This is a genomic window from Stenotrophomonas sp. LST15-1-1.1, from assembly GCF_040815575.1.
Lineage (GTDB): Bacteria > Pseudomonadota > Gammaproteobacteria > Xanthomonadales > Xanthomonadaceae > Stenotrophomonas > Stenotrophomonas lactitubi_B.
The window spans coordinates 107,776-134,022 of sequence record NZ_JBFPNJ010000001.1; the positions used below are offsets into that span (position 1 = coordinate 107,776).

Annotated in this window: 28 protein-coding genes and 1 tRNA gene; 18 read left to right on the forward strand and 11 right to left on the reverse strand. The window is 62.7% G+C overall.

Annotated features, from left to right (window positions below; genetic code table 11):
- Positions 1-86: 86 nt before the first annotated feature.
- Together MRBLST15_RS00490 and MRBLST15_RS00495 are read right to left on the reverse strand one after the other, a co-directional pair.
- A complete protein-coding gene (locus MRBLST15_RS00490; protein ID WP_367784603.1) occupies positions 87-437 on the reverse strand; it encodes a ligand-binding protein SH3 in 351 nt (116 codons plus the stop codon).
- 135 nt (positions 438-572) lie between these two features.
- Positions 573-1,160, reverse strand: a complete 588-nt coding sequence (locus MRBLST15_RS00495; protein WP_367784605.1) for an FMN-dependent NADH-azoreductase — start codon at positions 1,158-1,160, stop codon at positions 573-575.
- Positions 1,161-1,282: 122 nt separating this feature from the next.
- On the opposite strand from MRBLST15_RS00495, the gene MRBLST15_RS00500 reads away from it, so the two are divergent.
- Together MRBLST15_RS00500 and MRBLST15_RS00505 are read left to right on the forward strand one after the other, a co-directional pair.
- Complete coding sequence (locus MRBLST15_RS00500) at positions 1,283-2,275, forward strand: LysR family transcriptional regulator (protein WP_025878750.1); 993 nt, start codon at positions 1,283-1,285, stop codon at positions 2,273-2,275.
- 85 nt (positions 2,276-2,360) lie between these two features.
- Positions 2,361-2,450: transfer RNA gene (locus MRBLST15_RS00505), tRNA-Ser, on the forward strand.
- Between the two features lie 59 nt (positions 2,451-2,509).
- On the opposite strand, the gene MRBLST15_RS00510 is transcribed toward MRBLST15_RS00505, so the two are convergent.
- Positions 2,510-2,980: a hypothetical protein gene (locus tag MRBLST15_RS00510; protein WP_312704285.1), complete on the reverse strand. Its 471-nt coding sequence runs from the start codon at positions 2,978-2,980 to the stop codon at positions 2,510-2,512.
- A 495-nt stretch (positions 2,981-3,475) separates the two neighbouring features.
- Here MRBLST15_RS00510 and MRBLST15_RS00515 point away from each other — a divergent pair, with 495 nt between their 5' ends.
- Positions 3,476-3,883, forward strand: a complete 408-nt coding sequence (locus MRBLST15_RS00515; protein ID WP_312704286.1) for a hypothetical protein — start codon at positions 3,476-3,478, stop codon at positions 3,881-3,883.
- A 67-nt stretch (positions 3,884-3,950) separates the two neighbouring features.
- Here the strand turns inward: MRBLST15_RS00515 and MRBLST15_RS00520 are convergent, their stop codons facing one another.
- Positions 3,951-4,310 (reverse strand): helix-turn-helix domain-containing protein, encoded by a 360-nt coding sequence (locus tag MRBLST15_RS00520; RefSeq protein ID WP_312704287.1) that lies wholly within the window; start codon positions 4,308-4,310, stop codon positions 3,951-3,953.
- 97 nt (positions 4,311-4,407) lie between these two features.
- On the opposite strand from MRBLST15_RS00520, the gene MRBLST15_RS00525 reads away from it, so the two are divergent.
- From MRBLST15_RS00525 to MRBLST15_RS00535, 3 genes are all read left to right on the forward strand, one after another.
- On the forward strand, positions 4,408-4,701 hold the full coding sequence (locus MRBLST15_RS00525; protein WP_367784608.1) for a hypothetical protein: 294 nt from the start codon (positions 4,408-4,410) through the stop codon (positions 4,699-4,701).
- 129 nt (positions 4,702-4,830) lie between these two features.
- A complete protein-coding gene (locus MRBLST15_RS00530; protein WP_312704288.1) occupies positions 4,831-5,694 on the forward strand; it encodes a hypothetical protein in 864 nt (287 codons plus the stop codon).
- A 26-nt stretch (positions 5,695-5,720) separates the two neighbouring features.
- A complete protein-coding gene (locus tag MRBLST15_RS00535; RefSeq protein ID WP_367784610.1) occupies positions 5,721-7,043 on the forward strand; it encodes an XVIPCD domain-containing protein in 1,323 nt (440 codons plus the stop codon).
- A 70-nt stretch (positions 7,044-7,113) separates the two neighbouring features.
- On the opposite strand, the gene MRBLST15_RS00540 is transcribed toward MRBLST15_RS00535, so the two are convergent.
- Both MRBLST15_RS00540 and MRBLST15_RS00545 read right to left on the reverse strand, forming a co-directional pair.
- Positions 7,114-9,255, reverse strand: a complete 2,142-nt coding sequence (locus MRBLST15_RS00540; protein WP_414716116.1) for a TonB-dependent siderophore receptor — start codon at positions 9,253-9,255, stop codon at positions 7,114-7,116.
- Positions 9,256-9,328: 73 nt separating this feature from the next.
- On the reverse strand, positions 9,329-9,973 hold the full coding sequence (locus tag MRBLST15_RS00545) for a TetR/AcrR family transcriptional regulator (RefSeq protein WP_367784612.1): 645 nt from the start codon (positions 9,971-9,973) through the stop codon (positions 9,329-9,331).
- Between the two features lie 82 nt (positions 9,974-10,055).
- Between MRBLST15_RS00545 and MRBLST15_RS00550 the strand changes: the two genes are divergently transcribed.
- Positions 10,056-11,591, forward strand: coding sequence for an FAD-dependent monooxygenase (locus MRBLST15_RS00550; RefSeq protein ID WP_367784614.1), 1,536 nt, complete (start codon positions 10,056-10,058; stop codon positions 11,589-11,591).
- A gap of 38 nt (positions 11,592-11,629) precedes the next feature.
- On the opposite strand, the gene MRBLST15_RS00555 is transcribed toward MRBLST15_RS00550, so the two are convergent.
- The 5 genes from MRBLST15_RS00555 to MRBLST15_RS00575 form a co-directional block, all read right to left on the reverse strand.
- A complete protein-coding gene (locus MRBLST15_RS00555; protein ID WP_089236036.1) occupies positions 11,630-11,878 on the reverse strand; it encodes a hypothetical protein in 249 nt (82 codons plus the stop codon).
- 128 nt (positions 11,879-12,006) lie between these two features.
- Positions 12,007-12,276, reverse strand: coding sequence for a hypothetical protein (locus MRBLST15_RS00560; protein WP_367784616.1), 270 nt, complete (start codon positions 12,274-12,276; stop codon positions 12,007-12,009).
- Positions 12,277-12,388: 112 nt separating this feature from the next.
- Positions 12,389-12,862, reverse strand: a complete 474-nt coding sequence (locus tag MRBLST15_RS00565) for a hypothetical protein (protein ID WP_367784618.1) — start codon at positions 12,860-12,862, stop codon at positions 12,389-12,391.
- A gap of 89 nt (positions 12,863-12,951) precedes the next feature.
- On the reverse strand, positions 12,952-14,163 hold the full coding sequence (locus MRBLST15_RS00570) for an MFS transporter (RefSeq protein ID WP_312704295.1): 1,212 nt from the start codon (positions 14,161-14,163) through the stop codon (positions 12,952-12,954).
- 76 nt (positions 14,164-14,239) lie between these two features.
- Positions 14,240-14,692 (reverse strand): phosphohydrolase, encoded by a 453-nt coding sequence (locus tag MRBLST15_RS00575; RefSeq protein ID WP_367784620.1) that lies wholly within the window; start codon positions 14,690-14,692, stop codon positions 14,240-14,242.
- A gap of 138 nt (positions 14,693-14,830) precedes the next feature.
- On the opposite strand from MRBLST15_RS00575, the gene MRBLST15_RS00580 reads away from it, so the two are divergent.
- The 11 genes from MRBLST15_RS00580 (at position 14,831) to MRBLST15_RS00630 (ending at position 26,237) form a co-directional block, all read left to right on the forward strand.
- Positions 14,831-15,088 (forward strand): hypothetical protein, encoded by a 258-nt coding sequence (locus tag MRBLST15_RS00580; protein WP_312704297.1) that lies wholly within the window; start codon positions 14,831-14,833, stop codon positions 15,086-15,088.
- 37 nt (positions 15,089-15,125) lie between these two features.
- Complete coding sequence (locus tag MRBLST15_RS00585) at positions 15,126-16,805, forward strand: type IV secretory system conjugative DNA transfer family protein (protein ID WP_033831430.1); 1,680 nt, start codon at positions 15,126-15,128, stop codon at positions 16,803-16,805.
- Between the two features lie 415 nt (positions 16,806-17,220).
- Entirely contained in the window at positions 17,221-17,667 is a 447-nt protein-coding gene (locus tag MRBLST15_RS00590) for a hypothetical protein (RefSeq protein ID WP_025878721.1), read from the forward strand.
- Positions 17,668-17,756: 89 nt separating this feature from the next.
- A complete protein-coding gene (locus MRBLST15_RS00595; protein WP_367784623.1) occupies positions 17,757-18,818 on the forward strand; it encodes a virB8 family protein in 1,062 nt (353 codons plus the stop codon).
- Entirely contained in the window at positions 18,815-19,594 is a 780-nt protein-coding gene (locus MRBLST15_RS00600) for a TrbG/VirB9 family P-type conjugative transfer protein (RefSeq protein WP_367784625.1), read from the forward strand. The genes MRBLST15_RS00595 and MRBLST15_RS00600 overlap by 4 nt, the downstream gene beginning before the upstream one ends.
- Complete coding sequence (locus MRBLST15_RS00605) at positions 19,591-20,871, forward strand: TrbI/VirB10 family protein (RefSeq protein ID WP_367784627.1); 1,281 nt, start codon at positions 19,591-19,593, stop codon at positions 20,869-20,871. Before MRBLST15_RS00600 ends, MRBLST15_RS00605 begins: the two co-directional genes overlap by 4 nt.
- A 12-nt stretch (positions 20,872-20,883) precedes the next feature.
- Positions 20,884-21,927: a P-type DNA transfer ATPase VirB11 gene (gene virB11, locus MRBLST15_RS00610; protein WP_089236025.1), complete on the forward strand. Its 1,044-nt coding sequence runs from the start codon at positions 20,884-20,886 to the stop codon at positions 21,925-21,927.
- Between the two features lie 3 nt (positions 21,928-21,930).
- Positions 21,931-22,911, forward strand: a complete 981-nt coding sequence (locus MRBLST15_RS21035) for a lytic transglycosylase domain-containing protein (RefSeq protein WP_394122590.1) — start codon at positions 21,931-21,933, stop codon at positions 22,909-22,911.
- Between the two features lie 73 nt (positions 22,912-22,984).
- A complete protein-coding gene (locus MRBLST15_RS00620) occupies positions 22,985-23,410 on the forward strand; it encodes a TrbC/VirB2 family protein (protein ID WP_367784629.1) in 426 nt (141 codons plus the stop codon).
- Positions 23,403-23,711 (forward strand): type IV secretion system protein VirB3, encoded by a 309-nt coding sequence (locus MRBLST15_RS00625; RefSeq protein WP_089236022.1) that lies wholly within the window; start codon positions 23,403-23,405, stop codon positions 23,709-23,711. The genes MRBLST15_RS00620 and MRBLST15_RS00625 overlap by 8 nt, the downstream gene beginning before the upstream one ends.
- Positions 23,712-23,795: 84 nt before the next feature.
- Positions 23,796-26,237, forward strand: a complete 2,442-nt coding sequence (locus MRBLST15_RS00630) for a VirB4 family type IV secretion/conjugal transfer ATPase (protein WP_089236021.1) — start codon at positions 23,796-23,798, stop codon at positions 26,235-26,237.
- Positions 26,238-26,247: the final 10 nt, after the last annotated feature.

Here is a 26,247-nt window from a genome sequence, read left to right on the forward strand (position 1 = left end):
GGATCTACTGAGGCGGTGCGGCATCGATGTACCCGAAGGCCCGGGCTTTGCAGTAGATCCACGCCATGCGTGGATGACGCAATCCATCAACCCACCAAGCGCAGCTTCTCCAGCGGTACCCAACCGGCCTCGCCAGCTGCCGGCACGCACCACGCCCATCCATTGAGCGTGCGTACCCCGCGCAGCGCCTGCCCCGGGTCCACATCCAGCTCCCGCGCGCAGTAGTCCTCCGTGGCAAACGCGCCACCCTGCGCATCGCGACCGATCACCGGTGCCGGCACGAATCCCGGCTGCTGCCCCTCGGCCTCGCACAGAAACCAGTCCTCCCAACCCTCGGGCCCCTCATAACGCTCGCCCACCACCAGTGCCTGCCCACGGTGCAGGGCTATCGGGTGCGGAAATTCGCTGCGGTGCGCAGCCGTCACGATGTAGTTCATCGCGCCATGGTTACAAAAAAAAGCGGCCCCGCAAAAGCAGGGCCGCCAGGGTAGGGTGGGCCGGGATGGGGGAGGGAATCCCGGCCCGCGTTCAGCGCCCAGACGAGGGAGAGAGGCGCCGAACGCTGGAACGCATTACGCCGCCGCCACTTCCGCCGCCTCATGCGACGGCAGCGCTGCCAGCGCACCGGCAATCGCGTCTTCGCGGTGCTGCGGCGAATAGGCAATGCCCTCGGCACGCACGAACTCGATGTCGTTGATGCCCCAGAAGGCGAACGTCTGGCGCAGGAAGGGCTCCTGGAAGTCGGCCGGCGAATCGGTGTAGATGCCGCCACGGCTGCTGACCACGATCACCCGCTTGCCACCGGCCAGGCCCACCGGGCCGTTCTCGGTGTACTTGAAGGTGCGCCCGGCCACCGCCACGCGGTCGATCCAGGCCTTCAGGGTGGAGGGCACGCTGAAGTTGTACATCGGCGCGCCGATCACCACGATGTCGGCAGCCAGGAACTGCTCGAGCACCTGTTCAGCATCGGCAGCCTCGGCGGCATCGGTCTTGGCCAGCGAACCGCTGCGCAGATGCGGTACCGGATTGGCGTCAAGATCGCGATAATCAACCTGCAGGCCGTCGATCTGCTGCTTGAACTGGGCCACCACGGCGGCGGTCAGGTGGCGGGAGACGGAGTTGTCGCCAAGCACGCTGGCGTCGATGTGCAGAAGCTTCATGGCAGTACCTATGTTCGGGAGAGGTGGCGGGCTTGCCGCCGACGGAGAGAACGATAGGTTGTTGCGTCGACGGGATAAAGGTGGTTGAATGCCACGTATTGTTCTATCAATGGAACTCGGGTATGCATGACCTGAATGATCTGTACTACTTCGCGATGGTGGTCGACCACGGCGGTTTCGCCGCCGCCGAGCGCGCACTGGGCATCCCCAAGTCGCGCCTGAGCCGCCGCATCAGCCAGCTGGAAACCGACCTGGGCGTGCGCCTGCTGCAGCGCTCCACGCGGCGTTTTGCTGTCACCGACGTCGGTACCAGCGTGCACCGCCACGCCCAGACCATGCTGGCCGAGGCGCAGGCCGCGCGCGAGGTGGTGGACCGCCTCAGCGCCGAGCCACGCGGCCTGGTGCGCGCCAGCGTGCCGGTATCGCTGGCGCAGATGCAGCTGCCCAAGCTGCTGCCCAAGTTCCTCGAGCAGTACCCGAAGGTGCGGCTGCAGCTGAACATCAGCAACCGCCGTGTCGACATCATCAACGAGGGCTACGACGTCGCCCTGCGCGTGCGTTCGCGGCTGGACGACGACGGCAGCTTGGTGATGCGCAGCTTCGGCCAGGTGCAGGAACTGCTGGTGGCCAGCCCGAAGTACCTGGACCGCGCCGGTCGCCCGAAGGACCCGGAAGAGCTGGCCAACCACGTAACCCTCAGCATCAGCGAAGACGAAGCGCGCCAGCGCTGGGAGCTGCATGGGCCGGAAGGCGCGGTGCGCCGGGTGGACCTGCAGCCGCGCGTGGCCGGTTTCGACTTCCCGCTGCTGCAGAGCATGGTGAAGGACGGCTTCGGCATCACCATGCTGCCGGAAACCGTCTGCGCCGATGCCGTGCGCAACGGCGAGCTGGAAGTGGTGCTGCCGGACTGGTCGCTGCCCCAGGGCGTGTGCCATGCCGTGTTCGCCTCGCGTCGCGGCCTGCTGCCGGCGGTGCGGGTATTCATCGACTTCCTGGCCGAACACCTGCCGCCGCAGCTGGAGGCCTCGCGCCTGGATTGCGGTGGCGCCTGCGAGAAGGCCAAGGAGCGTATCAAGGCCAGTGCGCTGGGTGCGTTGGCGGTGGACGCGGGCTGAGGCGCCGCCCCGACGGAACAACGGTCTTGGGCAAATCGCCCGGCCGTGCGAGAATGCGTGCCCGGCCAGCAGGCTGGGCCGATACGGAGAGATGGCCGAGCGGTTTAAGGCACCGGTCTTGAAAACCGGCGAAGGGTTAAACCTTCCGTGGGTTCGAATCCCACTCTCTCCGCCAAGAATGCAAAAACGCCCCGAAAGGGGCGTTTGCATTTGTGAAGGAACGAGACCGTGTTGTCAGAACGCAGGTTCGATCACAGGCGGTGATTCCACTGCGGGGAAAGATAGCCGGTACCTCCGCGTCGTATCGGCATCTACAAAGATCTCGCTCGAACGGCGTCTGGCCAGCGCGGATTTGGTGGCATTGAATGAACACAGGCCAGGGCCGTCAATTCCGGTTACCGTCAGCAAGTGCCGACCTGGCTTCAGTGCGAAGGTGACCGATTCGGCTGTGTTGAGATGGGCGGCCATCTGCTCATCGACCATAACGCCTATTGCACACTTGCTACCAACAGCGCCGATGTCGCGGGTTACCACCACATTCCCGGTGGAAGCGCCTTGGTCGGGGAGTGCAAATACCCGATCTGCAGGTGCCGGCTTGACCATTGCTGCGTCGGGTTGTTTGGTGGGCATGAAACAACCTGCGGCCAGCAGCGGAACAGCGACCATCGCCGCTCGCATTGTGATCTTTGCAGCTGTGGAATGCATATTCTTTCCCCGAGAAAATCGCCATTGATCGGCGGGTTGCACCTATCGGCGTGACTTTACACGAATCCGGCGAAGGTAAGCTGCGATCAATGGCTGTCGGAATCTACTCGTATGAGTAGCAGGAGCGACAGCCGCGGAGCATCATGCGGCCTATGGCGTTGACGAAATCTTCCGGGCCGCACAATGCATTGGTGTTGATGTTCACGTTTTGGGATCAATGCGCTCTCGTCCCAGTCTTGATGCCACTTTCCGACGCATTTCCCCCTCGATCTGCTGAAAGAACGCGTGGACGATGGTTGCGCCAAGGCACTCGCCTTGGCCGGGATTGGCGTCTCGAACTTACATGATGCGCGACAATGCACGCCCTGCCAGTTCATGGCGGACGGTGCGTGGGGATCTTTGATCCGTCGGCTTCTTGCGTCATGTATCCGGCACGCCAACCCGCACCGTCCGCCACCTTGCATCTGCAGGTGGCCACACCGCGAGGTTGCTGCCATGCCTGACCTGCTTCCCGACTATCCCCGTCTGCACGCGCTGCTCGGCGATGCCGTGCGCGATCTTCCCAATGCTCTCGCCGAAAAGATGGAGGACGCACTCAGCGATGCCGCCGAGTCCGCGCCTCCCTCGGCGTTCTTCACTTTCCTGCAAGGCCATGGCAAAGACCACTGTGCTGATGGCAAGCCTTGGGCCGATACTCGCCTAACACCCGGCCGCGCATTCGACCTGGCCTTGGCGACCCGTAGCGCCTCGGGCATCACCGCGCTAACTGCCATGTTGCACGCCGCACATGTGGCCCGGGAGAACGATGAGCCGGGCTTCTATCCGTCGGCGGCGTTGGTCGACGGTCTGTTTGACGCCTGCGAGGCGCTGTCGCTCCAAGTAGAGCGCTGTCTTGACCCTTGATTCACTGGTGCGCCGCAACGGGCAGGGTGGGGACTTCCGTCCCCATGCCTGCGGTTCAAGCGCCGTGCTACTCGCTGTCGCTTTCTGCTTGCTCTGCGCCGCTCGACCGCTTCGCGCGCTCTTTCAACTCAGCGGCCAGGCGTCGCTGTTCTGCGTGCGGCATCCTGGCGGCGGCGAGAATGACATTGGCCAGTACATCGCTATCGGCCAATAGATAGGCGAGAGGGACGCCCAGTTCGGCAGCCATCTTGCCGGCAGTGGCAAAGTCCGGCTCCGACGTGCCTTGTTCGTAACGTGTCACCCGGCTGGACACCACGTCCTCAGACAAGCCAATGCGCCGGCCCAGCTCGCGCTGGGAAATACCCATCGCCAAGCGCGCTTCTTTGAGGCGCTTGGTGAACTGGTCGCGGAGAGGTGTGGGGGACATTACCCGCCTGGGCGCATCCTGTAACGGTCTACAGGATGGCAATCGCCCCACATTTCGTATGCTACATTATTTGTAGCATCGTGGGTCGGAGTAGCGTATGAAGCCGTCTTCGCGGCCAACGCCGCGTGGCAGCACAACATCGGCAATCTGCCTTGCCTGCGGATACCGCGGCCAGATGGCCATCAGCGATGGCCGCAGGCATTGGTCTGGCTCCGGGTGGGCCTTTATGCTTCTGGCGCTGCTTGGCGGGGTATTCGGTTTCGTACTGATGGGCGTGCTGGGGATGCTCGTTCTATCGATTCTGATCGGCATTGTTGGCGCACTCGTGGTCCGTCCATCATCTGCCTACCACTCCTGCCCGCGATGCCACGTCGATCTGCAGTGGCGTTGAAGGCTGCCTCCGACAAGACGGTGCAGATGTGTAGGGAAAATCTGATCCTGGGCGGGTAGTGATGACGTTCCTGTCCCGTTGATCTCTCATTGCCTATAGTGGCTCCAGACCCCGCAATGGAATGGCCCGATGCACCCGATGTCCTCCGGGCGCTGCCTGGCACTCGCACTCGCAATCGCCGTTAGCGCCAGTGCCTGCGCACGTGCGCCGTCCACCGAAAACGAAAGGAATCCTGCCATGTCCGGCGCAACGCAGACCGGCCGCACCCTCAACGGCCATACCTATACCAACGCACCCGTGGACGTGAAGCTGGGGCCGAACACCTTCCGTATCCCCGCCAACTATCTGGACAGTCAGATCGCGCCATGGCCGGGTGAAGGCGTTTCGCTGGTCATTGAATGGCCGGACATGACGCCAACCGCACCGGGCGCACGGGCCAACCCCCGTACGAATGATTTCCGCAAGGAGATCGCGGTGGCGGTGAACTACATCGACAGGATTCCAATCGAAACTTCGCTTGCCCGACTGTCGTCCAACGAGGCCCTCACCGAGGAGGGATCGGTGGAGCGAGGTGATCCACGGGCACGCCTGGACCTGCGTATTGCCCGGTCACCGACACTGGGACTGATCCCGTATGCCATCGATGAAGAGAAGATGGTCCGCTACTCAAAGGACTACGAAGCCCGCTATGGCAAGCCTCCTGTTCGCAACCCGGCCTATGAAGATGACTGGTACGTTGCGCGCGGTGACGATGGTCAGCTCACCTCGTTCCTGAAGTGCGAGACCACCCGATTCCGGGGTGATGGCGTGCGCCTGGAAGGTGATCGGGTGATCGACCTGGAAGACCCGGTGGCAGCAGGATGTACGCACTATTTCGTGGATGTCGAGAACAAGCTCTCGATCACCTTGAACTACAAGCGGGCATTTCTGAAGGACTGGAAGCGCATGGAAGACGCGGTACGGGATGCCTTGGCACGCACCAAAGCCAGGTGATCCGAAGACAATTCAAGGAGTAAGTCATGGGTGGACTGACCCAGAAGGACATCAGGATCCTCACTGCCTATGCGGATTCGGGCAACCGGGAGCTCTACTGGAACTATCTTTCGCAACTTCCCGGTGCAGACGGGTATGGAACGCTTGCGTTGGGCGTTGTGCGCAACGACAGCCTGCCCGGGCGGGTGGCAAACAGCTACGCACAGGAACATGCGAGAACGCAGCACGACGATGGTTCACGCTTCCCCAATGCGGTGTTGAGTGAACGGCAATGGGAAGCCTTCGGACAGAGTCTGCTCAAGCAGGACCTCGTGTTGCGGCAGTACTGGTCGCAGCAGCAGCGCCCGGATCTTGCCTTGAACCTGCCCGGCAAGGATGTGATGACCGCGCACGACCGTGCGTTCGAGCAGCATCGTCTCGACCCCAACTGCTGGACCCCTCGCGTGCTCCTTCAGGCCGCACTGGAAAAAAGCGGCCCGCAGAAGCTGGAGCAGATCTGGACCAACATGCTCGACAACGATGGGGCCGGACTTCCGCGAGTGGGAAGTACCAGCCGCGATGCCATCACCCAGATGGGATTGAGCAAGGGTAGCCAGTACCTCGGCACGCTGACGTTCCATGAAGTCACTCAGGCTCTGGGTGGCCGCTCCTCGGTTGACCCCAACGTCATTGGCGGCCTCAATTCCTACGCGTTGTACTTTGAAAAGGACGGCAAGTGGGTCAGTGTCACCTCCGGCGGTGGGCACAGTTCGCTGCGCGAGATCACCGATCCGGCCCGCATCGCCGAACTCAACGATGCCCGCGAAGTCCGCCTGGAACGCCAGCAGAAGGCCACCCAGTTCCACCCGGAAGATTCGTACCGAACCATCACCCGCAGCCCGCTTACCGCATCGGTCGATGGCCTGCCGGATCTCCAGCGGTCGCCCACGCGTCTGGCCGACATTGGCCCGGGGCATGCCGAGTACGGCCTGTTGCAACAGGTCAGCGGACATGTCGCCGGCATCGATGCGAGAGCGGGGCGCACGTCGGATGAAAGCAGTGAACGACTGACCGCCAGCGTGATGGCCCTTGCCCGTCAGAACAACCTGGACCGTGCCGACCATGTGCTGCTCAGTGCGCAGACGGCGGACAGCCCCGCTGGCCGCAACGTGTTCGTGGTGCAGGGAGACCTGGGCGATCCCGCCCACCTGCGCGCATCGATGCCCACGGACGTGGCAGTGCAGACACCGGTGGAGCAGTCGCTGCGGCAGATGGGGACGGACAGCATGGAACGGCAGCAGCGGGCAACGCAGCGTCAGCAGGAGATCGACATCCAGGCGCTGGAGAATCCTGCCATGCGGATGGGATGATTGCGCATCGGATCAACATCACAGCGCAGGGTCGAACCTGGCCCGCTCCTGCAAGGCAGCGTTGCGCAGTTCAGAACGTGTAACCGGCCTGCACATACACCCGGCGCGGCTCGCCCGGGAAATGGCCGTTGCGCTCGATGAAGCCGCTGGCCGCGTACACCCTGTCGAACAGGTTCTTGATGTTGGCCTGGAACTGCCACTGCTTCCACGTGGTTTTCCAGCTCATATCGAACACCGCGTACGGCTTCACCCGTTGGCCATCCAGGCTGATGCGCTCATCCACGTAGTCGGCACCAAAGCCGACGGCCGAACGGATCGCGGGCAGATCGTAGCGCGTCCACAGGCCCAGCTTGTTGCGCGGTGCATTGGCGAAGCGGTCGCCAGAGGCATTGGTGATGCCGTTGGGCCCCGCGTCTTTCACCCGCGCATCGTTGTAGGCGTAGGTCAGGTTCAGCACCCAGCGCTCGGTCACGTCGGCCAGAAGATCCAGTTCCATGCCGGTGCTGCGCACCAGGCCCAACGCCGCCAGCTGGTTCACGCCATTGATGACCTCGCCAGTGGCCTGCACGATGTTGCTGCGGTCGATGCGGTAGGCCGCCAGGTTCAGGCTCACGCGTTCGGCCAGCAGCGATTTCATGCCCACTTCCCATTGCCTGCTGCGCTCTGCATCGAACGGTCCGCCTGCCGCGGAGTTCTGGTTTGCTGCTGACTGCGGTACGAAGCCGCTGGCCACGTTGGCATACAGGTTCAGACCATCGCGCACGGTGAAGGTACTGCCGAGCCGCCAGCTGATGTCGTTGCCGTCCACGCTGCTGCCGGCGATGCGGTCATCATCCTTGAACCCATCCCAGCGCAGGCCGGCCAGCACGTGCCAGTGCGGGGTCAAGGCAAGCTCATCCTGCAGATACCCGCCATAGCGCTTGCTGCGTGTGCTGGTGCTGCGCCAGGGCAGCGCCGACAGGTTGTAGTCGTGCCAGGTACTGGCGCCGTACACCGGGTTGAACAGATCAATGCCACGCACCGGGCCGGCGCCGCGGGCGAGGTCGGCGCTGTTGGCGGTCTGCGCGGTGAAATCCGCATCCAGCCGGTACACGTCCGCACCGAACAGCACCTTGTGTTCCACCGGACCGGTGCTTACCCGCCACACCGCATTGGCGTTGGCGGTGAACGCCTCGTTGTCGCGGATCTGGTTGCGCAGCTGCCGGGTCATCCATTCGGCCACGCCATCGCGGTCGCGGTCGATCAGGCCCATCGGCTCGTGGTACATCTGGTGTTCGTTGTTGCTGAACCAGCGTGCGGCGACGTCCACGTCCAGGTCGTCGCGCGGCGCGAAGCGGTACTGCGCCAGCGCCACCTTGGCACGCATGTCCAGGAAATCGCTGGCTTCGTTGTGGTTCCAGCGGCGGTCAGTCAGGAAATTGCCGTTGTCATCGACCGGCACACCGCGCAGGCGGTTGCCGCCAAGGTTCTGGGTGATGTCAGTGAATTGCAGCGTCAACTCGCCGGTGTCGCCCACGTCGAAGGCCAGCGAGGCATCGCCGATCACGCTTTCACTGTCGGTGTTCCAGCGCACGCCCTGTTCGCTGTCGCCATACAGGCCGGCGCGGTAGCGCACCGTGCCGGTGGCATTCAACGGACCGGTACCTTCGATCGAGCCGGCGCGGAAATCCCTGTTTCCCACCTGCAGTTCAACGCGGCGCTCGGCAGTGGCCTTCGGCTTGCGGGTCACATAGTTGATCACGCCGCCAGCGTCGCCACCGCCGTACAACGCGCCGGCCGGCCCCTTCAGCACCTCCACCCGCTCGATGTTGAACAACTGCGGTACCGAGAAGCCCGCATAGGGATCGCCGCGGAGGCCGTCATACAGCACGTTCTCCTGACGGAACCCACGCAGGGTCACCCCGGCATAGCTGAAGTAGCTGATGCCGCTGATGCTGCGATAGAGATCGGTCACCTGGCGTGCGGCCTGGTCGTCGATCAGCTCGCGCGGCAGCACCTGGATGGACTGCGGCACGAGTTCCAGCGGGGTATCGGTACGGGTGCCGACAGCGGCATCATCTACCCGGTACAGCGTCTGAGCGCGGCCGCGCACCTCCACCTTGTCCAGCTCCTGCACGCTCCTCGACGGAGCGTCGGCGGCATAGCCTGTAGCAGCGAAGGCCAGTGTCGTGGTGAGGCACAGAATGCTCTGGCGGGGCAGGAGATGGGGCATGGGCGTTGTCGACGTGGCTGCAAATGAGAAAGATTAGCATTTGCGACGACCCGGTACCCATCCCCCGATTGCGCTATGGACACGAGGACGGGTCCGTATAGGGCGTACCGGCCAGTGCCACCAGCGTCCCCGTGGCGCCGCGCACGATCAGCGGCACCATCGCCTGCCGCGGATCGCCGCCGTCCGACAGCACGCGCAGTCCCTGTTCGTAGGCGGTCACCATCGACGCCATCAGCATCGATGCACCCAGTCGCGCGTCGGCATCCTCGACGGGTCGCCCCGCAGACTCAGCCATCAACTGTGCCAGGTCATCGGTCAGCAGCGCCTGCAGCTGCCGCGCATGGGCCACCAATACCGCGCTCTGGGCCACGGTTTTCCAGAACGACGCTGCACCGGCATTGACCCGCAGCAGCGGATGGCCAGTGTCCAGCAGTTCCCGCACCAGCGTCTGGAAGGCAGCCAGAGGCGTCATGGATGCGCGCGCGGCCATGCCTTCGCGCAGCAGCTGCCGCGCTTCCTCATCGCGGTCGAACACCAGCTGTTCCTTGCTGGAGAAGTAGTTGAACACCGTCTTGCGCGACACCCCGGCGGCGTCGGCGATCTCGCTCATGGACACCGCCTCGAAGCCGCGCTCGATGATCAGCCGGGTGGCGACGTCGGAAATCGCCTGTCGGGTCTCGGCTTTGCGTTGTTCACGGCGGCCGGGTGGCGGGGTCATGGGTGGTTCACTTGTAGAAACGTACACCGAGTGTAACATTGTCCCCGCCATAGCGCCGACCCGGTGCTCACGAGGATTTTCAATGCGGTACGACGTCGTCATTGCCGGGGCTGGCCCGGTTGGGCTGTTCCTAGCCTGCGAACTGGGCCAGGCGGGATGCTCGGTGCTGGTGCTGGAGCAGGCGGCCTCGCCGGAGTCGCCGCTGAAGCGCCTGCCCTTCGGCCTGCGCGGATTGAATGCCCCCACGCTGGAGGCGCTCGACCGGCGCGGCCTGCTGGATGCCGTCGCTGCCGGCCAGGTGCTGAAGCCGGAGAAAGGTCCGCCGCCGCCGGGCACCGCGCATTGGTTGTCGCAGCCGCGCAGGCTGGGTGGGCACTTCGCCGGCATTCCATTCGCGCTGGACAACGTCGACAGCGATCGCTGGCCCTGGCGGCTGCCCAGCCCGGTCGGCACGCAGATGGCGGTGGAACTGCAGTCGCTGGAGGCCGTGCTGGCCGAGCGCGCGCAGGCGCTGGGCGTGGTGATCCTGCGTGGTGCGGGCGTGCAGGACGTGCAGTTGGGTTCCGACGAGGTCCGGGTCGGGACGGGTGGGCATACCTTCAGTGGGCGCTGGCTGGTCGGCTGCGACGGTGGCCGCAGCACCGTGCGCAAGCAGTGCGGCTTTGCCTTCGCCGGTACCGATCCGGAGTTCACTGGCCACTCGCTCAGCGCTGAGCTGGAAGATCCGACGGTGCTCAGCCCTGGGCGTCACACCACCGCGCAGGGCATGTGCAATTTCAATCCGCCGGGCACCATCGCCCTGGCCGATTTCGACAGCGGCGCAGGCCATCGCCAGCCACTCGATCGCGATACGGCACAGGCGCTGCTGCGCCGTATCTCCGGCCGCGACGCAACGATCACCACACTGCACCTGGCCACCACCTGGACCGACGGCGCACGGCAAGCCACCGCCTATCGTCGTGGCCGCGTGCTGTTGGCCGGCGATGCCGCGCATGTGCATTCACCGCTGGGCGGGCAGGGGCTGAACCTGGGCCTGGGGGATGCGATGAATCTTGGCTGGAAGCTCGCCGCCGTCGTTCGCGGCGACGCAGATGAAGCGCTGTTGGATACCTATCAGGCCGAACGCCATCCGATCGGCGCCCGCGTGCTGGAGTGGTCGCGCGCGCAGGTCGCACTGATGCGCCCGGGCGCGGGCTCACGCGCATTGGCTGCCATCGTGGCCGATCTGGCAGAAGCACGCGATGGCGCCACGTATCTTGCCGAGCGCGTGTGGGGTGTGGGCCAGCAGCTGGATCTGGGTCAGGCCCATCCGCTGGTCGGCCGCAGCGCGCCGGATTTCCTGCTGGCCGATGGTCGCCGCATGGGTGAACTGCTGCGCGCAGGGGAGGCGGTGCTGCTGGTGTTCGATGCCGCTATCCCGTGCTCAGAGGCGGCGGATATCGAACGAACCCGCATCCTGTGGATCGAGCAGCCGGCTGTCGATTCGCTGGGCCTGTCCGCGCTGCTGGTTCGTCCGGACGGCATTGTCGCCTGGGCCAGTGATGGTGCCGATGCGACGGGACTGGCGCAGGCCGTACGGCAATGGGGGTGCCCCGTTGGCAGGGAGGCGATTGCCTGAGTTCCGGCGCAGCCCGCACAGGGCTGCGCCGCCCTCTTTCAGAGGTCCTTCTTCTTCCCGCTCAGGTCCAGCGGCTGGTCGCTGCCTTTACGCTCGCTCGACCAGACCTCAACGCTCTTGCTGCATCGGCTTTCGCGGGCGGCAACCTCCGGCGGCAGGTCCTTCACATGCGGCGACTCCTGGCAGGCGGCATGCATGGCCGAATCATCATAGGTGGCACAGGCGCTGATCGACGCGAGTGCGAGAACCCCGAGGGCGGAGCGGAACAGGGGCTGCAGGAGGCGCATGAGGGTCTCGGAAAGGGGCCGATCTGGCCATCGAATTCAATCCGTGACCCGGCGCACGCGCAATCCGACTGGCAGCACTTGTTATTAAATAACAATTGTGGGAATACTCGGAAGCTGGCCGCAGCCGATCAGGCAATGCAGATCAGGAACACCGTCGACAGCGCGAGCATCAGCACGAACACGCGCCGACTCAGGGCCAGGCAGGTCAGGCAGGCCGCCAGCGCCCAGACCGCCAGCAGCACGCATCCCAGCAGCCACAGCCCCACCGTCATCATCGAGCCGGCTGCTGCGGCGGACAACGCAAAGACCTTGAACAGCACCACGCCCAGCACGCTCCCCAGCGCGCCGGCCCGCAGGGCAATCGCATCGTGGCAGGTGGGGGAAATCTGGCGGTGCATGAGGGCTGTGTCGCACGTGGTGAGCTGGCGTGCGCAACTCTGCAGCAAGGCGGATCTACGCCGCGTGTTCGTCAGCCTGCACTGTGGTTACCGCACGCGCAGCGTGGTCGCCTCAGTCGAACTCGCCGTCCGCCGCTTCCAGGCGACGCCGGTACTCGGCGCGGTGCTTGAACAGCCGCTGGCACTCCTCAGAGCGATGGATGCGGCTGCCAAGTTCGTTTGCCACCGAGTCGCACATCTTGGCGATATGGTTGTTCCCGGCCAGCTTCATCACGAAGAACACTGCCGTGATGCCAGCACCCAGCAGCACCACATACAGCATGCGGCTGAGCCAGCGTGAGCGCTTGCGTTCGAAATGCTGTTGCAGCGTCAGATCGAAGCGGATGATGCTCAGCACGATCCAGACCACGCTGACGAGGAAACACAGCGTTGGCAGCAGCCCGCGCCAGAGCCCAGCCTCGTAGACCGATTCGCTGTAGTGCACCGCCGCGCCGGCACCGGCGATGGCGATCGCCAAGGCCCAGTTGCGGCCCAGCGAAAGCAGATCATCGAGCAGCTTCTCGCGTCTATGGGGAGTAACTGCCACGGAGCATCCTTGAGCATGACGCTCGGCCGCCGGTTGCGGCCAATCTGCGTAAATGGTGGGGCATCAACGAGGCGATGAGAAGCTGAGGCTCAGCGGCTACCGGCGACAGCGGCCTTGCGGTTCTTCTCCAGCATCACCGACACGCACCACAGCAGCAGGCCGCCGACCGCAGTCGCCGCACCCACGTAACCGGTGGTGGCCGGGCTGAAGCCGGCGCTGATCGCCATGCCGCCCAGCCACGGGCCGAGCGCATTGGCGGTGTTGAACGCCGCATGGTTGGAGGCGGCGGCCAGGGTCTGCGCTTCGCCGGCCACGTCCATCAGGCGGGTCTGCAGCACCGCAGCGAGGGCGCCCATCGTGCCCACGGTGATGATCATCGGGCCGATGGTCCACACCGACTCGGCGGCCAGCGGGTACAGCAGCAGCATCACGATCGACCACACCAGCACCACCGCAGCGGCCTTGAAGTGGAACTTGTCGACCAGCCAGCCGCCGGCGATGTTGCCGATGATCGCGCCGATGCCGAACACGCCCACCGCCAGCGGCATCCACGATTCGGCCACGCCGGTCACCTGCACCAGGGTCGGCGCCAGATAGGTGAACACGCAGAACATGCCGGCAAAACCCACCGCGCCGATCGACAGCGCCAGCCACACCTGGGTGGTATTGAACGCGCGCAGCTCGCGCATCGGCGAGGTCCGCACCTCATCGGGGTCGGGCAGCAGGAAGCGCGCGATCATCGCCACCGTGGCGATGGCCAGCACGCTGACAAGGGCGAAGGCGGTGCGCCAGCTCAGCTGCTGGCCCAGCCAGGTGGTCAGCGGATTGCCGATCAGGATCGCCACGGACAGGCCGAGCAGCACGCGCGACATCGCTTGCCCGCGCTGGCCGGCCGGGCTGATTGCGGCCGCCACCAGCATCGCCACGCCGAAGTAGGCGCCATGCGGCAGGCCAGCGACGAAGCGCGCCACCAGCATCGTCCCGTAGTTCGGTGCCAACGCGCTGGCCAGATTGCCGACGGCGTAGAACCCCATCAGCGCCAGCAGCAGCTTGCGGCGCGGGAAGCTGGCGCCGACGAAGGCCAGGATCGGTGCACCCACCACCACGCCGATGGCGTAAGCGCTGATCAGGTGGCCGACCTGTGTTTCGCTGATCGAAAGGCCACGGCTGATCTCCAGCATCAGGCCCATGCTGGCGAACTCACTGGTGCCGATGGCGAAGCCGCCCAACGACAGGGCGAGGATGATCAGGGTGCGCTGGCGCGGCGTCAGCCGAGCGGCCAGAGGGGAATTGGGGCTCATGCGGGGCGCAAAGGGGCGGGGAAGCGCCACATTGTACTGCTGCACCGCAGCAGGCATCAGCCAGGCTGGAGGTAAATCAGTGTTCGATGGGTGGTGCTGCCCGCGTGGAATGCTGGCTAAGCGCCGCCAGCGCCTGTCGGTATTTGTCGCGCAGGCGCTCGGCGGTGGCGGCATCCAATGATGCCAAGCGCGTTTCATCCGCGTTGTCGGCGATATCGGCCAGTTTGACCTTCAGCGCCAGCGGATCTGCCGCTATCCGCGCGTAGTACGTGGCGGCATCCGCCGCAGACGTCCTGCTGAGCAACCGCACCGCGTGCTGCAACGGGTCTGGGAAGGCCTGTACCCGCTCAGCGAAGGCAGGGCAGTCCTCAAGTACATCATGCAGCCAGGCCACCACCTCGGCGTCATCATCGCCGCGCACGGTAGCGGCCACCCGGCCAACGTGGCCGATGTAGGGGTGTCCTGCCTTGTCGACCTGGCCGGCATGGGCCTCCATCGCCAGCGTGCGAGCGCGTGCTACCCAGTCCATTGCGATCTCCCCGGTGCAAGCGTGTCCCGGTGCAAGCGTGTATTGTCGTACGGACTGTCTGCATGCCGCCACCACGGCCATGCAGGCATCATCGGACGCTGCAGGAATGGCATCTGGATTCCATCAGGGAGATGAGACATGCAGGAATACACCCATCAGCTGGAACTACGCGGCCGCTTCCGTCTGGTAGCGGTGACCCACGAGCCGGTGTACGCTCCCGGCGATGTGGTCGGCCATGCGGTCATCGTCGATGGTGGGGAGCGTCTGACCGACCTGATGTCATTGGCCGATGCGCGCCGGTACCTTGAGGAACTGGTGCGGGAAGAGGGCGTGGAGCCCGGGCTGGAGAATGAAGTCAACCTGCGGAAGAAGGCGTCGCAGCGACGCCGCCGCTAAGCCGTCGCGCCCTTGGGGCGCATCATGGAGGATTCGGGTGTTGTCCAGTAAGAAGTATCTGCTCATCGCCATCATCACGCTGGCGACCCTGCTGCTCGGGTTCGTGCTTTCCGGTTACCTGACGCTGCTGCTGCTTGGTCTGGATACCAAGCTGCTCACCTGGAATACCTATTACCAGTATTTCCACGCCATCGGCCAGCCGCAGGTTGCCCCGTTCGTGGGCAAGATCAAATGGGCCGGCTACCTGGGCTTCGGCCTGCCGCTGCTGGTGCTGGCCATCGTGGGCCTGGTCGTGCTGTTGAAGAAGGACAAGCGCTCGCTGCACGGTGACGCGCGCTTTGCCACCGGCGCCGATCTGGCCAAGCATGGCATGTTCAAGAAGAGCGGCCAGAGCATCGTGGTCGGCAGCCATGGCGGCAAGCTGGTGCGGCTGGATGGCCAGCAGTTCGTCATCCTGGCCGCCCCGACCCGTTCGGGCAAGGGCGTCGGCGTGGTCATCCCGAACCTGCTGGAGTACGGCGAATCGCTGGTGGTGCTGGACATCAAACAGGAGAACTTCGACCTGACCAGTGGTTGGCGCGCCAGCCAGGGGCAGGAGATCTACCTGTTCAACCCGTTCGCCGAAGATCGCCGTACCCATCGCTGGAACCCGCTCAGCTACGTCTCCGACGACCCGGCGTTCCGGGTGTCGGACCTGATGAGCATCGGTGCGATGCTCTATCCCGACGGTTCGGAAGACCAGAAGTTCTGGATCAGCCAGGCGCGCAATGCCTTCATCGCCTTCACCCTGTATCTGTTCGAGAACTGGGATGACGAGCGCAGCAGCGGCTTCCCGGGCGGGCAGGGCACGCCGACCCTGGGTGCGGTCTACCGCCTGTCCTCCGGTGATGGCAGCGACCTGAAGAAGTTCCTCAAGGGCCTGTCCGAGCGTCCATTCCTGAGCAGCAACGCGCGCTCGGCATTCGCCAACATGCTGTCCCAGGCCGACGAGACCTTCGCCTCGATCCTGGGCACCTTCAAGGAACCGTTGAATCCCTGGATCAACCCGGTACTGGACAAGGCCACCAGCACCAACGACTTCCTGCTCACCGACGTGCGCAAGAAGAAGATGACCATCTACATCGGCATCCAGCCCAACAAGCTGGCCGAAAGCCGATTGATCATCAACCTGTTCTTCAGCCAGCTGATCAACCTCAATACCAAGGAACTGCCCAAGTCCAATCCGGACCTGAAGTACCAGTGCCTGTTGTTGATGGACGAATTCACCTCGATCGGCAAGGTCGAAATCATCGCCTCGGCGGTGTCCTACATGGCCGGTTACAACGTGCGCCTGCTGCCGATCATCCAGAGCATGTCGCAGCTCGATGCCACCTATGGCCGAGAAGTCTCACGCACGATCATTACCAACCATGCGCTGCAGATCCTGTACGCCCCGCGCGAACAGCAGGATGCCAACGACTATTCGGACATGCTGGGCTACACGACCATCCGCAAGAAGAACGTCACCCACGCGCGTGAGAAGACCCATAGCTTCACCGAGGAGCGCCGCGCGCTGATGCTGCCGCAGGAGCTCAAGGCGATGGGGCCGGACAAGGAGGTCTTCCTGTACGAAGGCATTCCGCATCCCGTCAAATGCGACAAGATTCGCTACTACAAAGACCGCTATTTCACGTCACGACTACTGCCAAAGGTTGACGTGCCGATGCTTGATGTCTAAGTTGCAGGCTTGAAAGTGTGACGGATGCACGCATTCATGGAAGTGAATTAGTGCGCCACGTCAAAAAAATGCCATACGTCGGTAGATTTCAGATTTGTCTGACATGGAATTGACGTGTGGTTGTGCGAATCTATGCATGGCTTGCGAATCTGTGTGATTCGTCATGCTTTCAGAGTGGCCAGGAGTTTCAGCCATGGGAACAGGGATGGTTCCGACGTTGGTGAGGGTGCGTGAGAGGGGCCTCGGATGAGGTTGCTTCACGCGACTTGGTTGGCAGCTTTCGAGCTGCAGGGGAACCGTGCCCATGTGCTGTTAAGCAGTGCATTCGTTACGTTTCCGGCGTGCATCGCGCAGTGCCGGACGACCAGGGGACCAACATCGGGACTGCTTTTTCGTACGTCAAAGTGAAGCCCGTATGAATCAGGCGTTTATTGCAAAAATGTCCATCGCCGCAGTGGCGGCGTTGATGGTGGCAGGTTGTGCTACCAAGCCCGCACCCGACTTCGGGGGACGCTGGAAGCCGGTCAACCGTTTCGCGACGGCTCCGACCGAGATTCCGCTGTACTCCAGCTACGTCTATCAGGCGTCGCCAATGGATCGCACGCTGAAGGCCATGCTCGAGCGCTGGGCCAAGGATTCCGGCCGCACGCTGGATTATCGCCTTAGTTCGGATTTCACCCTGTATGGCGCGGTGTCGGAGATCGACACCACCAACGCACAGCAGGCCGTGATCGATCTCACGGCGGCCTATGCAGCGCAGGGCGTTTCCGTCTCCATCGTCGGCAACCAGATCGTCGTGCAGAGCGCTGGATCGACGCCGACCGCGTCGGCCCAGGATCCTGAGGCCAGCAGCGGCAGCTGAGACCGCGTCGAAATCATCGAACGTGCCGCACCCCGCGCCTGGCGCAGGGGCGTCGCGCCCATTGATGTTTCAGCAGTACGGAAGAACCCATGTTCCGCAAGAAGGATGCAGGCAACAGCCCCAAGGTCGAGCAGTCGGTCGCCAAGGCGGTCAGCTACGAGATCACCGTGGCCGACATGGCCCGGCGCAGCGAGCGTCGTGCCTGGTGGGTCGCCACCGGTTCGTTGCTGATGTCGCTGGCGCTGGCCGGTGGCTACTACTACATGCTGCCGTTGAAGGAGAAGGTGCCGTTCCTGGTGATGGCCGATGCCTATACGGGCACGGCGACGGTTGCGCGGCTGCGTGGCACGTTCCAGGGTGAGACGATCACCACCAACGAAGCGGTCAATCGCAGCAACGTCGCCCAGTATGTGCTGGCGCGTGAGTCGTACGACTCGGCGGTGATGGGCCTGCGCGACTGGGAGCTGGTGTTTGTGATGTCCAGCGATCCGGTGGCGCAGAGCATGAAGCTCCGTTATGCCGGCAACAATCCGCAGAACCCGTTCGTGATGTACGGGCGCGGCAAGGCGATCCGGGTCAAGATCCTCAGCATCACCCCGCTCGGCGCGCAGGCGAATGGCAGCTTCCGGGGCGCCTCTGTGCGCATCCAGCGCAGTCTGCTCGACAAGCGCACGGGGGCCGCGACCTACCTGGACAACCAGCTGGTGACGATGCGCTTCGAGTACAACCAGAACCTCGCGCTGTCCGAGCAGGATCGCGTGCTCAATCCGCTGGCCTTCCAGGTTACCGAGTATCGCGTCGACAACGATTACGCCCGTGGCGTGCCGGTGCCGGACGACAGCGCCATGCAGGACCAGGCACAGCAGGCCGCGCAGCAGGCGCAGTTGGCCGCGCAGCAGGCACAAGGGATCTACGACCCGAACAACCCCGCCGCTGCGACCATGATCGATCCGGCAACCGGCCAGCCCGTGGCGGCACCGGTCAATGGCCAGATGCAACAGATGCAGGGGCAGCCGGTGCAAGGCCAGCCGATGCAGGGTCAGACGATGCCGGGTCAGACGATGCCGGGGCAGGCCATGCCCGGGCAGCCGGCGATGCCGCCGGCACCGAACAATTCCACCGGAAATGCTGATGGAGCAAGCAACCGATGAGTAGTCGAAAAGTCAGGGGAAGCGCATTGGCGCTGCTGTCGTTGCTGTCGCTGGTGTTTTCCACCGCAGCGATGGCACAGGCGGTGGACCATTACGAGTATGAGAAGGATCGCATCTATCCGGTTCGCACCGGCCTGGGTCTGACCACCCAGATCGAACTGAGCCCGAACGAAAAGATCCTCGACTACAGCACCGGTTTCAGCAGTGGCTGGGAGCTGACCCGTCGCGAGAACGTGTTCTATATCAAGCCGAAGAACGTCGACGTCGACACCAACATGATGGTGCGGACTGCGACCCACTCGTACATCTTCGAGTTGAAGGTTGTTGCCACCGACTGGCGTCAGCTCGAACAGGCCCGCCGTTCTGGCGTGCAGTACAAGATCGCCTTCATCTATCCGAACGACACCGTGTTTGGTGTTGCGCAGGAGGCAGTGGAGGAAGAAGCGCAGCCGTTGCTCAGCACCGAACTGGCCAAGGATCGCCAGTACAACTTCAACTACTCCTATTCGACCAGCAAGGCGAAGAAGATGGGGTGGCTGATTCCGGTCAACGCCTACGACGATGGCAGCTTCACCTATCTGAAACTGCCGAATTCTCCCGAATACAAGACGGGTATCTTCCCGGCCGTGTTCGGTCGTGAGAAGGAGTACGGTGAGGACTTCGTGGTCAATACCACCGTTGAAGGCAATACCTTGATCGTCCACGGGACCTACCCGTACCTGGTCATCCGCCACGGCGATTACGTCGTTGGTCTGCGAAGGAACGTGAAGAAATGAGCCAGCAGAACACTCCCGGAAACGATCCGAACAACGGGCAGGGCGAGAGCAATAGTCCGTATGGCAGCGCTCCCGGCGCTGCACCTGAAGCACCTGCCAACCCCTATTTCGGCAACGCCCGGTCCGGCGCCGCGCCGGATCTGGACGCCAGTGCGCCGCAACTGCGCTCTGCTGAAGAGCAGCGCTTGAACCGTAAGGCGTTGCTGTTCCTCGGCGGCATCGTGGTGTTGCTGGTGGCAATGGGCCTTCTGCTGTTCCGCAAGGGGCAGGACAACAAAGAGGATGTGTCAAAGCCGAAGGAAGTGGCGCGCGCAAGTACCCCGCAGTTGCCGAACGTTGCTCCGGCACCGCCGTCCGAAGCGGTGGCCGCTGCCGAGCCGATCCCGATGTTGCCGGCACTGCCGCCGCCTCCCGCCGCCTCCCGCAATTCGAGCTTCATGCCGCCGCGTGATGATCGTGAGGAGCGGCCAATCGAGCGTGGCCCGTCGCTGCTGGATCGTCGCATCGGTTCATCGGGGGGTGCCGGTGCGGGTGACGCACAGGGGCAGGGCGCCGCTGGTGGCGGCATGAGCGAATATCAGCGCGCGATGATCGCCAATCTGCAGGGGCAGAACGGCACCGGCGCGCCCTCCAGGGTCCGTAGAGGCCCGGATGTCGATGATGTTTCCAGCGCAACGTACATCCAGAGTCCTGACGCGCTGCTGGTGCGTGGCACCTATCTGCGCTGCGTGCTGGAAACCCGCATCATCACCGACTTGGCCGGATATACGTCCTGCCTGCTGACTGAGCCCGTTTATTCGATCAATGGCCGTAGCCTGCTGCTGCCCAAGGGCTCGAAGATCTACGGTGCCTACGGCGGTGGTCCAGCGGGCAAGCGCGTTGAGGTCATCTGGGATCGCATCACCACCCCGAATGGCATTGACGTGGCGATGTCCAGCCCAGGTGTCGACGGCTTGGGTGGCGCTGGTCACCCGGGTCAGTACAGCGCGCACTGGGGCAGCCGCATTGCTTCGGCGCTGATGATCAGCCTGATCGCGGATGCCTTCAAGTACGCTGCGGCCGAGCACGGGCCTGAGACAACCACCGTTGCCAACAACGGCATGACGATCCAGTCGCCCTATGAAAGCTCGACCGCACGCACCATGGAGCGACTGGCCAACGAAGCGCTCAGCAGCGGCCGTCGACCGCCGACGGTCACCATCAACCAAGGCACGATCATCAATGTCTACGTCGCAAAAGACGTGGATTTCACCAACGTACTGAACCCCCGCCGGTAACCAAGAACGATCATGGACGCCGAAGTGTCACCTCTCGCCCTCGTCTCCAGCGATTTCCTGCGCTATCAGTACGAAGTGCTGGGCATCGCCGAGTACATGACTTCACCCGAAGTGACGGAAATCTGCATCAACCGTCCGGGTGAGTTGTATCTGGAGACGCGGGCAGGGTGGCAGTGCGTGGATGTGCCGGGCCTGACGTTCGAACGGGCCCGGCAGTTCTGCACCGCGGTGGTCAACGAGAGCAACACCGGTCAGCGCATAACCGATGCCGATCCGGTGGTGTCCCTGACGTTCCCGACCGGGCAGCGCGCGCAGTTCGTGATTCCGCCTGCCTGCGATGCTGGGAAGGTATCAATCACGATCCGTCTGCCGTCCAAGCACACCAAGTCGCTCACCCAGTATCACGAGGATGGTTTCTTCAACCAGATTCTCGAGCAGGATGGTGGGGTCAGCGAGCAGGATCGCGAGCTGCTGGAATTGCGGCATTCCCGCGAATACGCTGAATTCTTCAGGCGCGCGGTGATGTACCGCAAGAACATCGTCGTCTCGGGTGCCACCGGCAGCGGCAAGACCACCTTCATGAAGGCGCTGGTCAACCACATTCCGGACAGCGAGCGTTTGGTCACCATCGAAGACGCGCGCGAGCTGTTTCTGACCCAGCCCAACGTTGTGCATCTGCTGTATTCCAAGGGCGGCCAGAGCGCGAGCAACGTGACGGCCAAGAGCTGCATGGAAGCTTGTCTGCGTATGAAGCCGGAGCGAATCATCCTGGCCGAGCTGCGTGGTGATGAAGCGTTCTATTTCATCCGTAACTGCGCCTCGGGTCACCCGGGTTCAATCACCAGCTGCCACGCCGGCAGCCCGGAGCAGACCTGGGACCAGTTGGCTCTGATGGTAAAAGCGTCCAACGAAGGTTCGGGTCTCGAATTCAACGTCATCAAGCGTCTGCTGATGATGACCATCGATATCGTCGTGCATATCAAGGCGCATGCAGGCTCGCGCTATATCACTGGTATTGATTTCAATCCTGGGCGCGCCCAGGGGCAGGAGGGTTGAGCAATGTTGCCAGGACTCGAAATGATGGCGTGCCCCGAGATGGCCGTCTCGATGGACGTGATGCAGCACGTCATCAACGTGGAATCGTCCAGCAATCCTTATGCGATCGGCGTAGTCGGTGGCGCGCTCGTGCGCCAGCCCAAGACACTCGACGAGGCATTGGCCACTGTGCGCATGCTCGAGGAAAAGGGATACAACTTCTCCATCGGGCTGGCTCAGGTGAATCGCTACAACCTTGGCAAGTACGGACTGGACTCGTACGAAAAAGCATTTCAGCAGTGCCCGAACCTACAGGCTGGCTCACGCATCCTTGCCGAGTGCTACAAGCGTTCGGGCAAAGACTGGGGCAAGTCATTCAGCTGCTACTACTCGGGCAACTTCGAAACGGGCTTCCGCCACGGTTATGTGCAGAAGATCTACGATTCGATGCGGCGTGGACAGCAGGTGGCCAGCAACGGTGCATTGCCGATCGATGTGGTGAGCCGCGGCGAGCGCCGCACAGTCAAGGTTGAACACCATCCTCAGTCGGCATCGCCCGCCGAGGCGCGAATCGTTGCCCAGGCCAGCGCGCCGGTGTATGTGCCGTCCAACGATCCTGCACGCGCTTACACGGTCTATCCATCCACGGGAGCGATGGCGCGTGGCAGCCTGGTGAATCTTGCCGATCAGGCGTTGTCGCGGGTCGTGCTGGGCTCAGTCGACCGCATGATGCAGCCGCAGGCGCAGCCAAACGGCGGCTATGCGCAACAGGCGCCGCAGGGCTTGCCGCAACAGTTGCCGAATGGCGTTTCAGGGCAGGGCGGACAGCCTATGATGCCGCCGCAGTTGCCAGGTGCCGCTGCAGCTGGTGGCGAGAGCCCAGTGATGTTGCAGCCCTGGGGACAGCAGGGCGCATCGTCAGACCCCAACAACATGTACAACGCGCCGGCGCAACAGATGCCAGTGCAACAGATTCCCGCAGGGGATGCGGCCTTCGTGTTCTGACGAAGTCGTGGTACGACCGGTCCCCCGGCTGGTCGATTCAGTTGTGTTAGTCCATCAACAAGGAAATCAATCCATGAAGCGATTCAATCTCGACCTCGTCCAGGCCCAGCGTACGCTGAAGACCATGCTGATGGCCGTCGCATTCGCTGGCGCTGTATTTGCTCCGCAGGCTTTGGCAGGCGGCCCTGACTTCGGTGGTACCGACGGCAAGGTCTGCGGCTTCTTTACCAACATCAATGGCCTGCTGAACATGGCCTCGATCGCAGTCGTGACGATCGCAGTTATCTTTGCCGGCTACCAGATCGCCTTTGCCCACAAGCGCATTGGTGATGTCGCCCCGATCCTGATCGGCGGCGTGTTGATTGGTGCCGCGGGCCAGATCGCACGCATGCTGCTCGGCAAGGAAGCGGGTAACTGCGACAACGTGAGCGGTGGCACAGATGGTGCTGGTATGGCGTTTGAAATGATCAAACACGCCGTTCAGTACTACAGTGCATAAGAACGTTCTGTTCCGGGGGTGCACGCGCCCAGCGATGTTCCTGGGTGTGCCTTACCTGCCATTTTTCATGGTGGCAGGTGGGCTGTTGCTCCTCAGCATGTACACCAACTTCTGGTTCCTGTTGAGCATCCCAGTGGCCATCTTCTTCATGCGCCAGATGGCCAAGCGTGACGAGATGATCTTCCGGCTGTTGGGGCTGCGCCTGCTGTTCAAGCTCAGGGTCCGCAACGTGCGCGAGCACGACGGAATGTGGGTGTTCAATCCGAATCATTACCGCAGCAAGCCGGCCCGAATGGATTGAGGGCTGGATCCGGCCAGGTGGGCGTCTGACGCCCGCTTGGCCCACTCCGAATTTTCGTCGGCAGTACCTTTTGGAAGCAGTCGTATGTTCAACCCAGATACGTCCATCAGCGAATTCATTCCCTTGTCGTCGCATGTAGCCCCGAATGTGGTGAAGACCACCGGCGGAGATTACCTGTTGACGTGGCACCTGGAAGGGTTGCCGTTTGTTGGACGTGAAGAGTGGGAGCTTGAACATCGACACAACACGTTCAATCGGCTGCTGCAGACTCTTCGAGCGCCGGATTTCGTCAATGTGGCCTTCTGGGTTCATGACATCCGTCGTCGCCGCACGCTGAAAGGCAAGAGTCACTACAAGCAGCGTTTCAACCAGGACGTATCCGATCAGTACATGGGTATGTTGTCCTCGCAGCGCATCATGCAAAACGAACTCTACTTGACGATGATCTATCGTCCGGTGGTGGCCGGTAAGCGCTTCGTGGAAAAATCCGCCAACGTCGACAAGCTGCGCGCCGAACAGGAGCAAGCAGTAGAGAAGCTGATGGAGCTCGCCGGGAATGTCGAAGCTGTTATCCGTGACTACGCGCCGTACCGCCTCGGCATGTACGAGGCAAAGAACGGCGTGGTGTTTTCGGAAACACTTGAGTTGTTCGGCTACCTGATCAATCGTATCGATGAGCCGGTGCCGGTGCTGTCGGCCCCTGTGAAGGACTATCTGCCGGTCAGCCGGCACATGTTCTCGGCCAAGACCGGCGACTTCGTTATCAACACGCCGAATGGTGCCAATCACTTCGGTGCCATCCTGAACATCAAGGAGTATGCCGAGGGCACATACCCAGGCATCCTCAATGGCCTGAAGTATCTCGACTTCGAGTACGTCATCACCCACTCATTCAGTCCGATGGGCCGTCAGGATGCACTGAAGGTGCTCGATCGCACCAAGGGCATGATGATCTCCTCCGGCGACAAGGCCGTAAGTCAGATCGTCGAGCTGGACCAAGCGATGGATCACTTGTCATCGGGTAATTTCGTGCTGGGCGAGTACCACTTCCTTATGGCGGTGTACGGCGATAGCCAGGCCAGACTGTCTCAGAACGTTGCTTCGACTCGCGCCGAGCTGTCTAACGCCGGCTTCGTGACGACGAAGGAAGACCTGGCCGTCACCTCATCGTTCTACTCGCAGCTTCCCGCCAACTGGCGTTTCCGTACTCGTCTGGCCAACGTCAGCTCACTCAACTTCCTCGGTTTGTCGCCGCTGCACAACTTCGCCACCGGCAAGCAGCACAACAACCCTTGGGGCGATTGCGTTACTACGCTGCAGACCACCAATGGCCAGCCGTATTACTTCAACTTCCACGCGACCCATCCGTCCGAGAACTCCCTGGGTGAGAAGGCGATCGCCAACACCATGGTGATCGGTAAATCGGGTACTGGTAAGACCGCGCTGATCAACTTCCTGCTCAGTCAGGTGCAAAAGTACGAGCCATCACCGACTATATTCTTCTTCGACAAAGACCGCGGTGCCGAGATTTTCGTGCGCGCGTGCGGCGGCAACTACCTCGCCCTGGAGAACGGTGCACCGACTGGGTTCAACCCGTTCCAGTGCGAGAACAACGAAGGCAATGTGCAGTTCCTGGCAGACTTGATCAAGGTGCTGGCAGGCAAGCGTGAGTACAGCTCCCGCGAAGAAGAGGATATCTATCGCGCGGTGGAGAGCATGCTCGACACACCAATGCACCTGCGCAGCATGACCAATTTCCAGAAGAGCCTGCCCAACATGGGTGATGACGGCTTGTATGCACGCATGCGTCGCTGGACATCAGGCAACTCATTGGGTTGGGTGTTCGACAACCCGGTCGATACCGTGGACCTGAGCAAGGCCAACATTATTGGTTTCGATTACACCGACATCATCGACAACCCTGAAGTGCGCGTGCCGGTCATCAATTACCTGCTGCATCGACTGGAGTCGCTGATCGACGGTCGCCCGTTGATCTACGTGATGGACGAGTTCTGGAAGATCCTGGACGGTGAGGGTGGACTGAAGGAGTTCGCCAAGAACAAGCAGAAGACCATCCGAAAGCAGAATGGTATGGGTATCTTTGCGACGCAGAGTCCGGAGGATGCGCTGAAGAGCGATATCTCCGCCGCGCTGATCGAACAGACTGCCACCTTGATCCTGCTGCCGAACCCGAATGCCAGCAAGAGCGACTACATGGAGGGCCTGAAGCTGACCGAGGCCGAGTTCAAGGTGGTCACCGCCCTGGACGAGCGTTCGCGCTGCTTCCTGGTCAAACAGGGTCACGCTTCGAGCGTGTGTCAGCTCAACCTGCGCGGCATGGATGACATCCTGTCGGTGATCTCGGCATCGACCGACAACATCGACATCATGCACCGCGTGCTCCAGAGCGCAGCGGTTCGTGCACGGATTACCGTGGACGAGCTGACGCCGGAGCAGTGGCTGGAAGATTTCTACAAGAATCGAAAGGGATCGGGCAAGGCTGCCGCCCAATCCGATGCGGCCTGAGCGCCAACGA

Excerpts from the sequence above, each read along its gene's own strand:
- MRBLST15_RS00495 (WP_367784605.1), bottom strand. The coding sequence starts at position 1,160 with ATGAAGCTTCTGCACATCGACGCCAGCGTGCTTGGCGACAACTCCGTC.
- MRBLST15_RS00530 (WP_312704288.1), top strand. The coding sequence starts at position 4,831 with ATGCACCCGATGTCCTCCGGGCGCTGCCTGGCACTCGCACTCGCAATC.
- MRBLST15_RS21035 (WP_394122590.1), top strand. The coding sequence starts at position 21,931 with ATGTTGCCAGGACTCGAAATGATGGCGTGCCCCGAGATGGCCGTCTCG.
- MRBLST15_RS00535 (WP_367784610.1), top strand. The coding sequence starts at position 5,721 with ATGGGTGGACTGACCCAGAAGGACATCAGGATCCTCACTGCCTATGCG.
- MRBLST15_RS00510 (WP_312704285.1), bottom strand. The coding sequence starts at position 2,980 with ATGCATTCCACAGCTGCAAAGATCACAATGCGAGCGGCGATGGTCGCT.
- MRBLST15_RS00570 (WP_312704295.1), bottom strand. The coding sequence starts at position 14,163 with ATGAGCCCCAATTCCCCTCTGGCCGCTCGGCTGACGCCGCGCCAGCGC.
- MRBLST15_RS00520 (WP_312704287.1), bottom strand. The coding sequence starts at position 4,310 with ATGTCCCCCACACCTCTCCGCGACCAGTTCACCAAGCGCCTCAAAGAA.
- MRBLST15_RS00580 (WP_312704297.1), top strand. The coding sequence starts at position 14,831 with ATGCAGGAATACACCCATCAGCTGGAACTACGCGGCCGCTTCCGTCTG.
- MRBLST15_RS00575 (WP_367784620.1), bottom strand. The coding sequence starts at position 14,692 with ATGGACTGGGTAGCACGCGCTCGCACGCTGGCGATGGAGGCCCATGCC.
- virB11 (WP_089236025.1), top strand. The coding sequence starts at position 20,884 with ATGGACGCCGAAGTGTCACCTCTCGCCCTCGTCTCCAGCGATTTCCTG.
- MRBLST15_RS00620 (WP_367784629.1), top strand. The coding sequence starts at position 22,985 with ATGAAGCGATTCAATCTCGACCTCGTCCAGGCCCAGCGTACGCTGAAG.
- MRBLST15_RS00540 (WP_414716116.1), bottom strand. The coding sequence starts at position 9,255 with ATGCCCCATCTCCTGCCCCGCCAGAGCATTCTGTGCCTCACCACGACA.
- MRBLST15_RS00500 (WP_025878750.1), top strand. The coding sequence starts at position 1,283 with ATGCATGACCTGAATGATCTGTACTACTTCGCGATGGTGGTCGACCAC.
- MRBLST15_RS00550 (WP_367784614.1), top strand. The coding sequence starts at position 10,056 with ATGCGGTACGACGTCGTCATTGCCGGGGCTGGCCCGGTTGGGCTGTTC.
- MRBLST15_RS00595 (WP_367784623.1), top strand. The coding sequence starts at position 17,757 with ATGTTCCGCAAGAAGGATGCAGGCAACAGCCCCAAGGTCGAGCAGTCG.
- MRBLST15_RS00545 (WP_367784612.1), bottom strand. The coding sequence starts at position 9,973 with ATGACCCCGCCACCCGGCCGCCGTGAACAACGCAAAGCCGAGACCCGA.
- MRBLST15_RS00525 (WP_367784608.1), top strand. The coding sequence starts at position 4,408 with ATGAAGCCGTCTTCGCGGCCAACGCCGCGTGGCAGCACAACATCGGCA.
- MRBLST15_RS00555 (WP_089236036.1), bottom strand. The coding sequence starts at position 11,878 with ATGCGCCTCCTGCAGCCCCTGTTCCGCTCCGCCCTCGGGGTTCTCGCA.
- MRBLST15_RS00605 (WP_367784627.1), top strand. The coding sequence starts at position 19,591 with ATGAGCCAGCAGAACACTCCCGGAAACGATCCGAACAACGGGCAGGGC.
- MRBLST15_RS00600 (WP_367784625.1), top strand. The coding sequence starts at position 18,815 with ATGAGTAGTCGAAAAGTCAGGGGAAGCGCATTGGCGCTGCTGTCGTTG.
- MRBLST15_RS00630 (WP_089236021.1), top strand. The coding sequence starts at position 23,796 with ATGTTCAACCCAGATACGTCCATCAGCGAATTCATTCCCTTGTCGTCG.
- MRBLST15_RS00515 (WP_312704286.1), top strand. The coding sequence starts at position 3,476 with ATGCCTGACCTGCTTCCCGACTATCCCCGTCTGCACGCGCTGCTCGGC.
- MRBLST15_RS00490 (WP_367784603.1), bottom strand. The coding sequence starts at position 437 with ATGAACTACATCGTGACGGCTGCGCACCGCAGCGAATTTCCGCACCCG.
- MRBLST15_RS00560 (WP_367784616.1), bottom strand. The coding sequence starts at position 12,276 with ATGCACCGCCAGATTTCCCCCACCTGCCACGATGCGATTGCCCTGCGG.
- MRBLST15_RS00590 (WP_025878721.1), top strand. The coding sequence starts at position 17,221 with ATGAATCAGGCGTTTATTGCAAAAATGTCCATCGCCGCAGTGGCGGCG.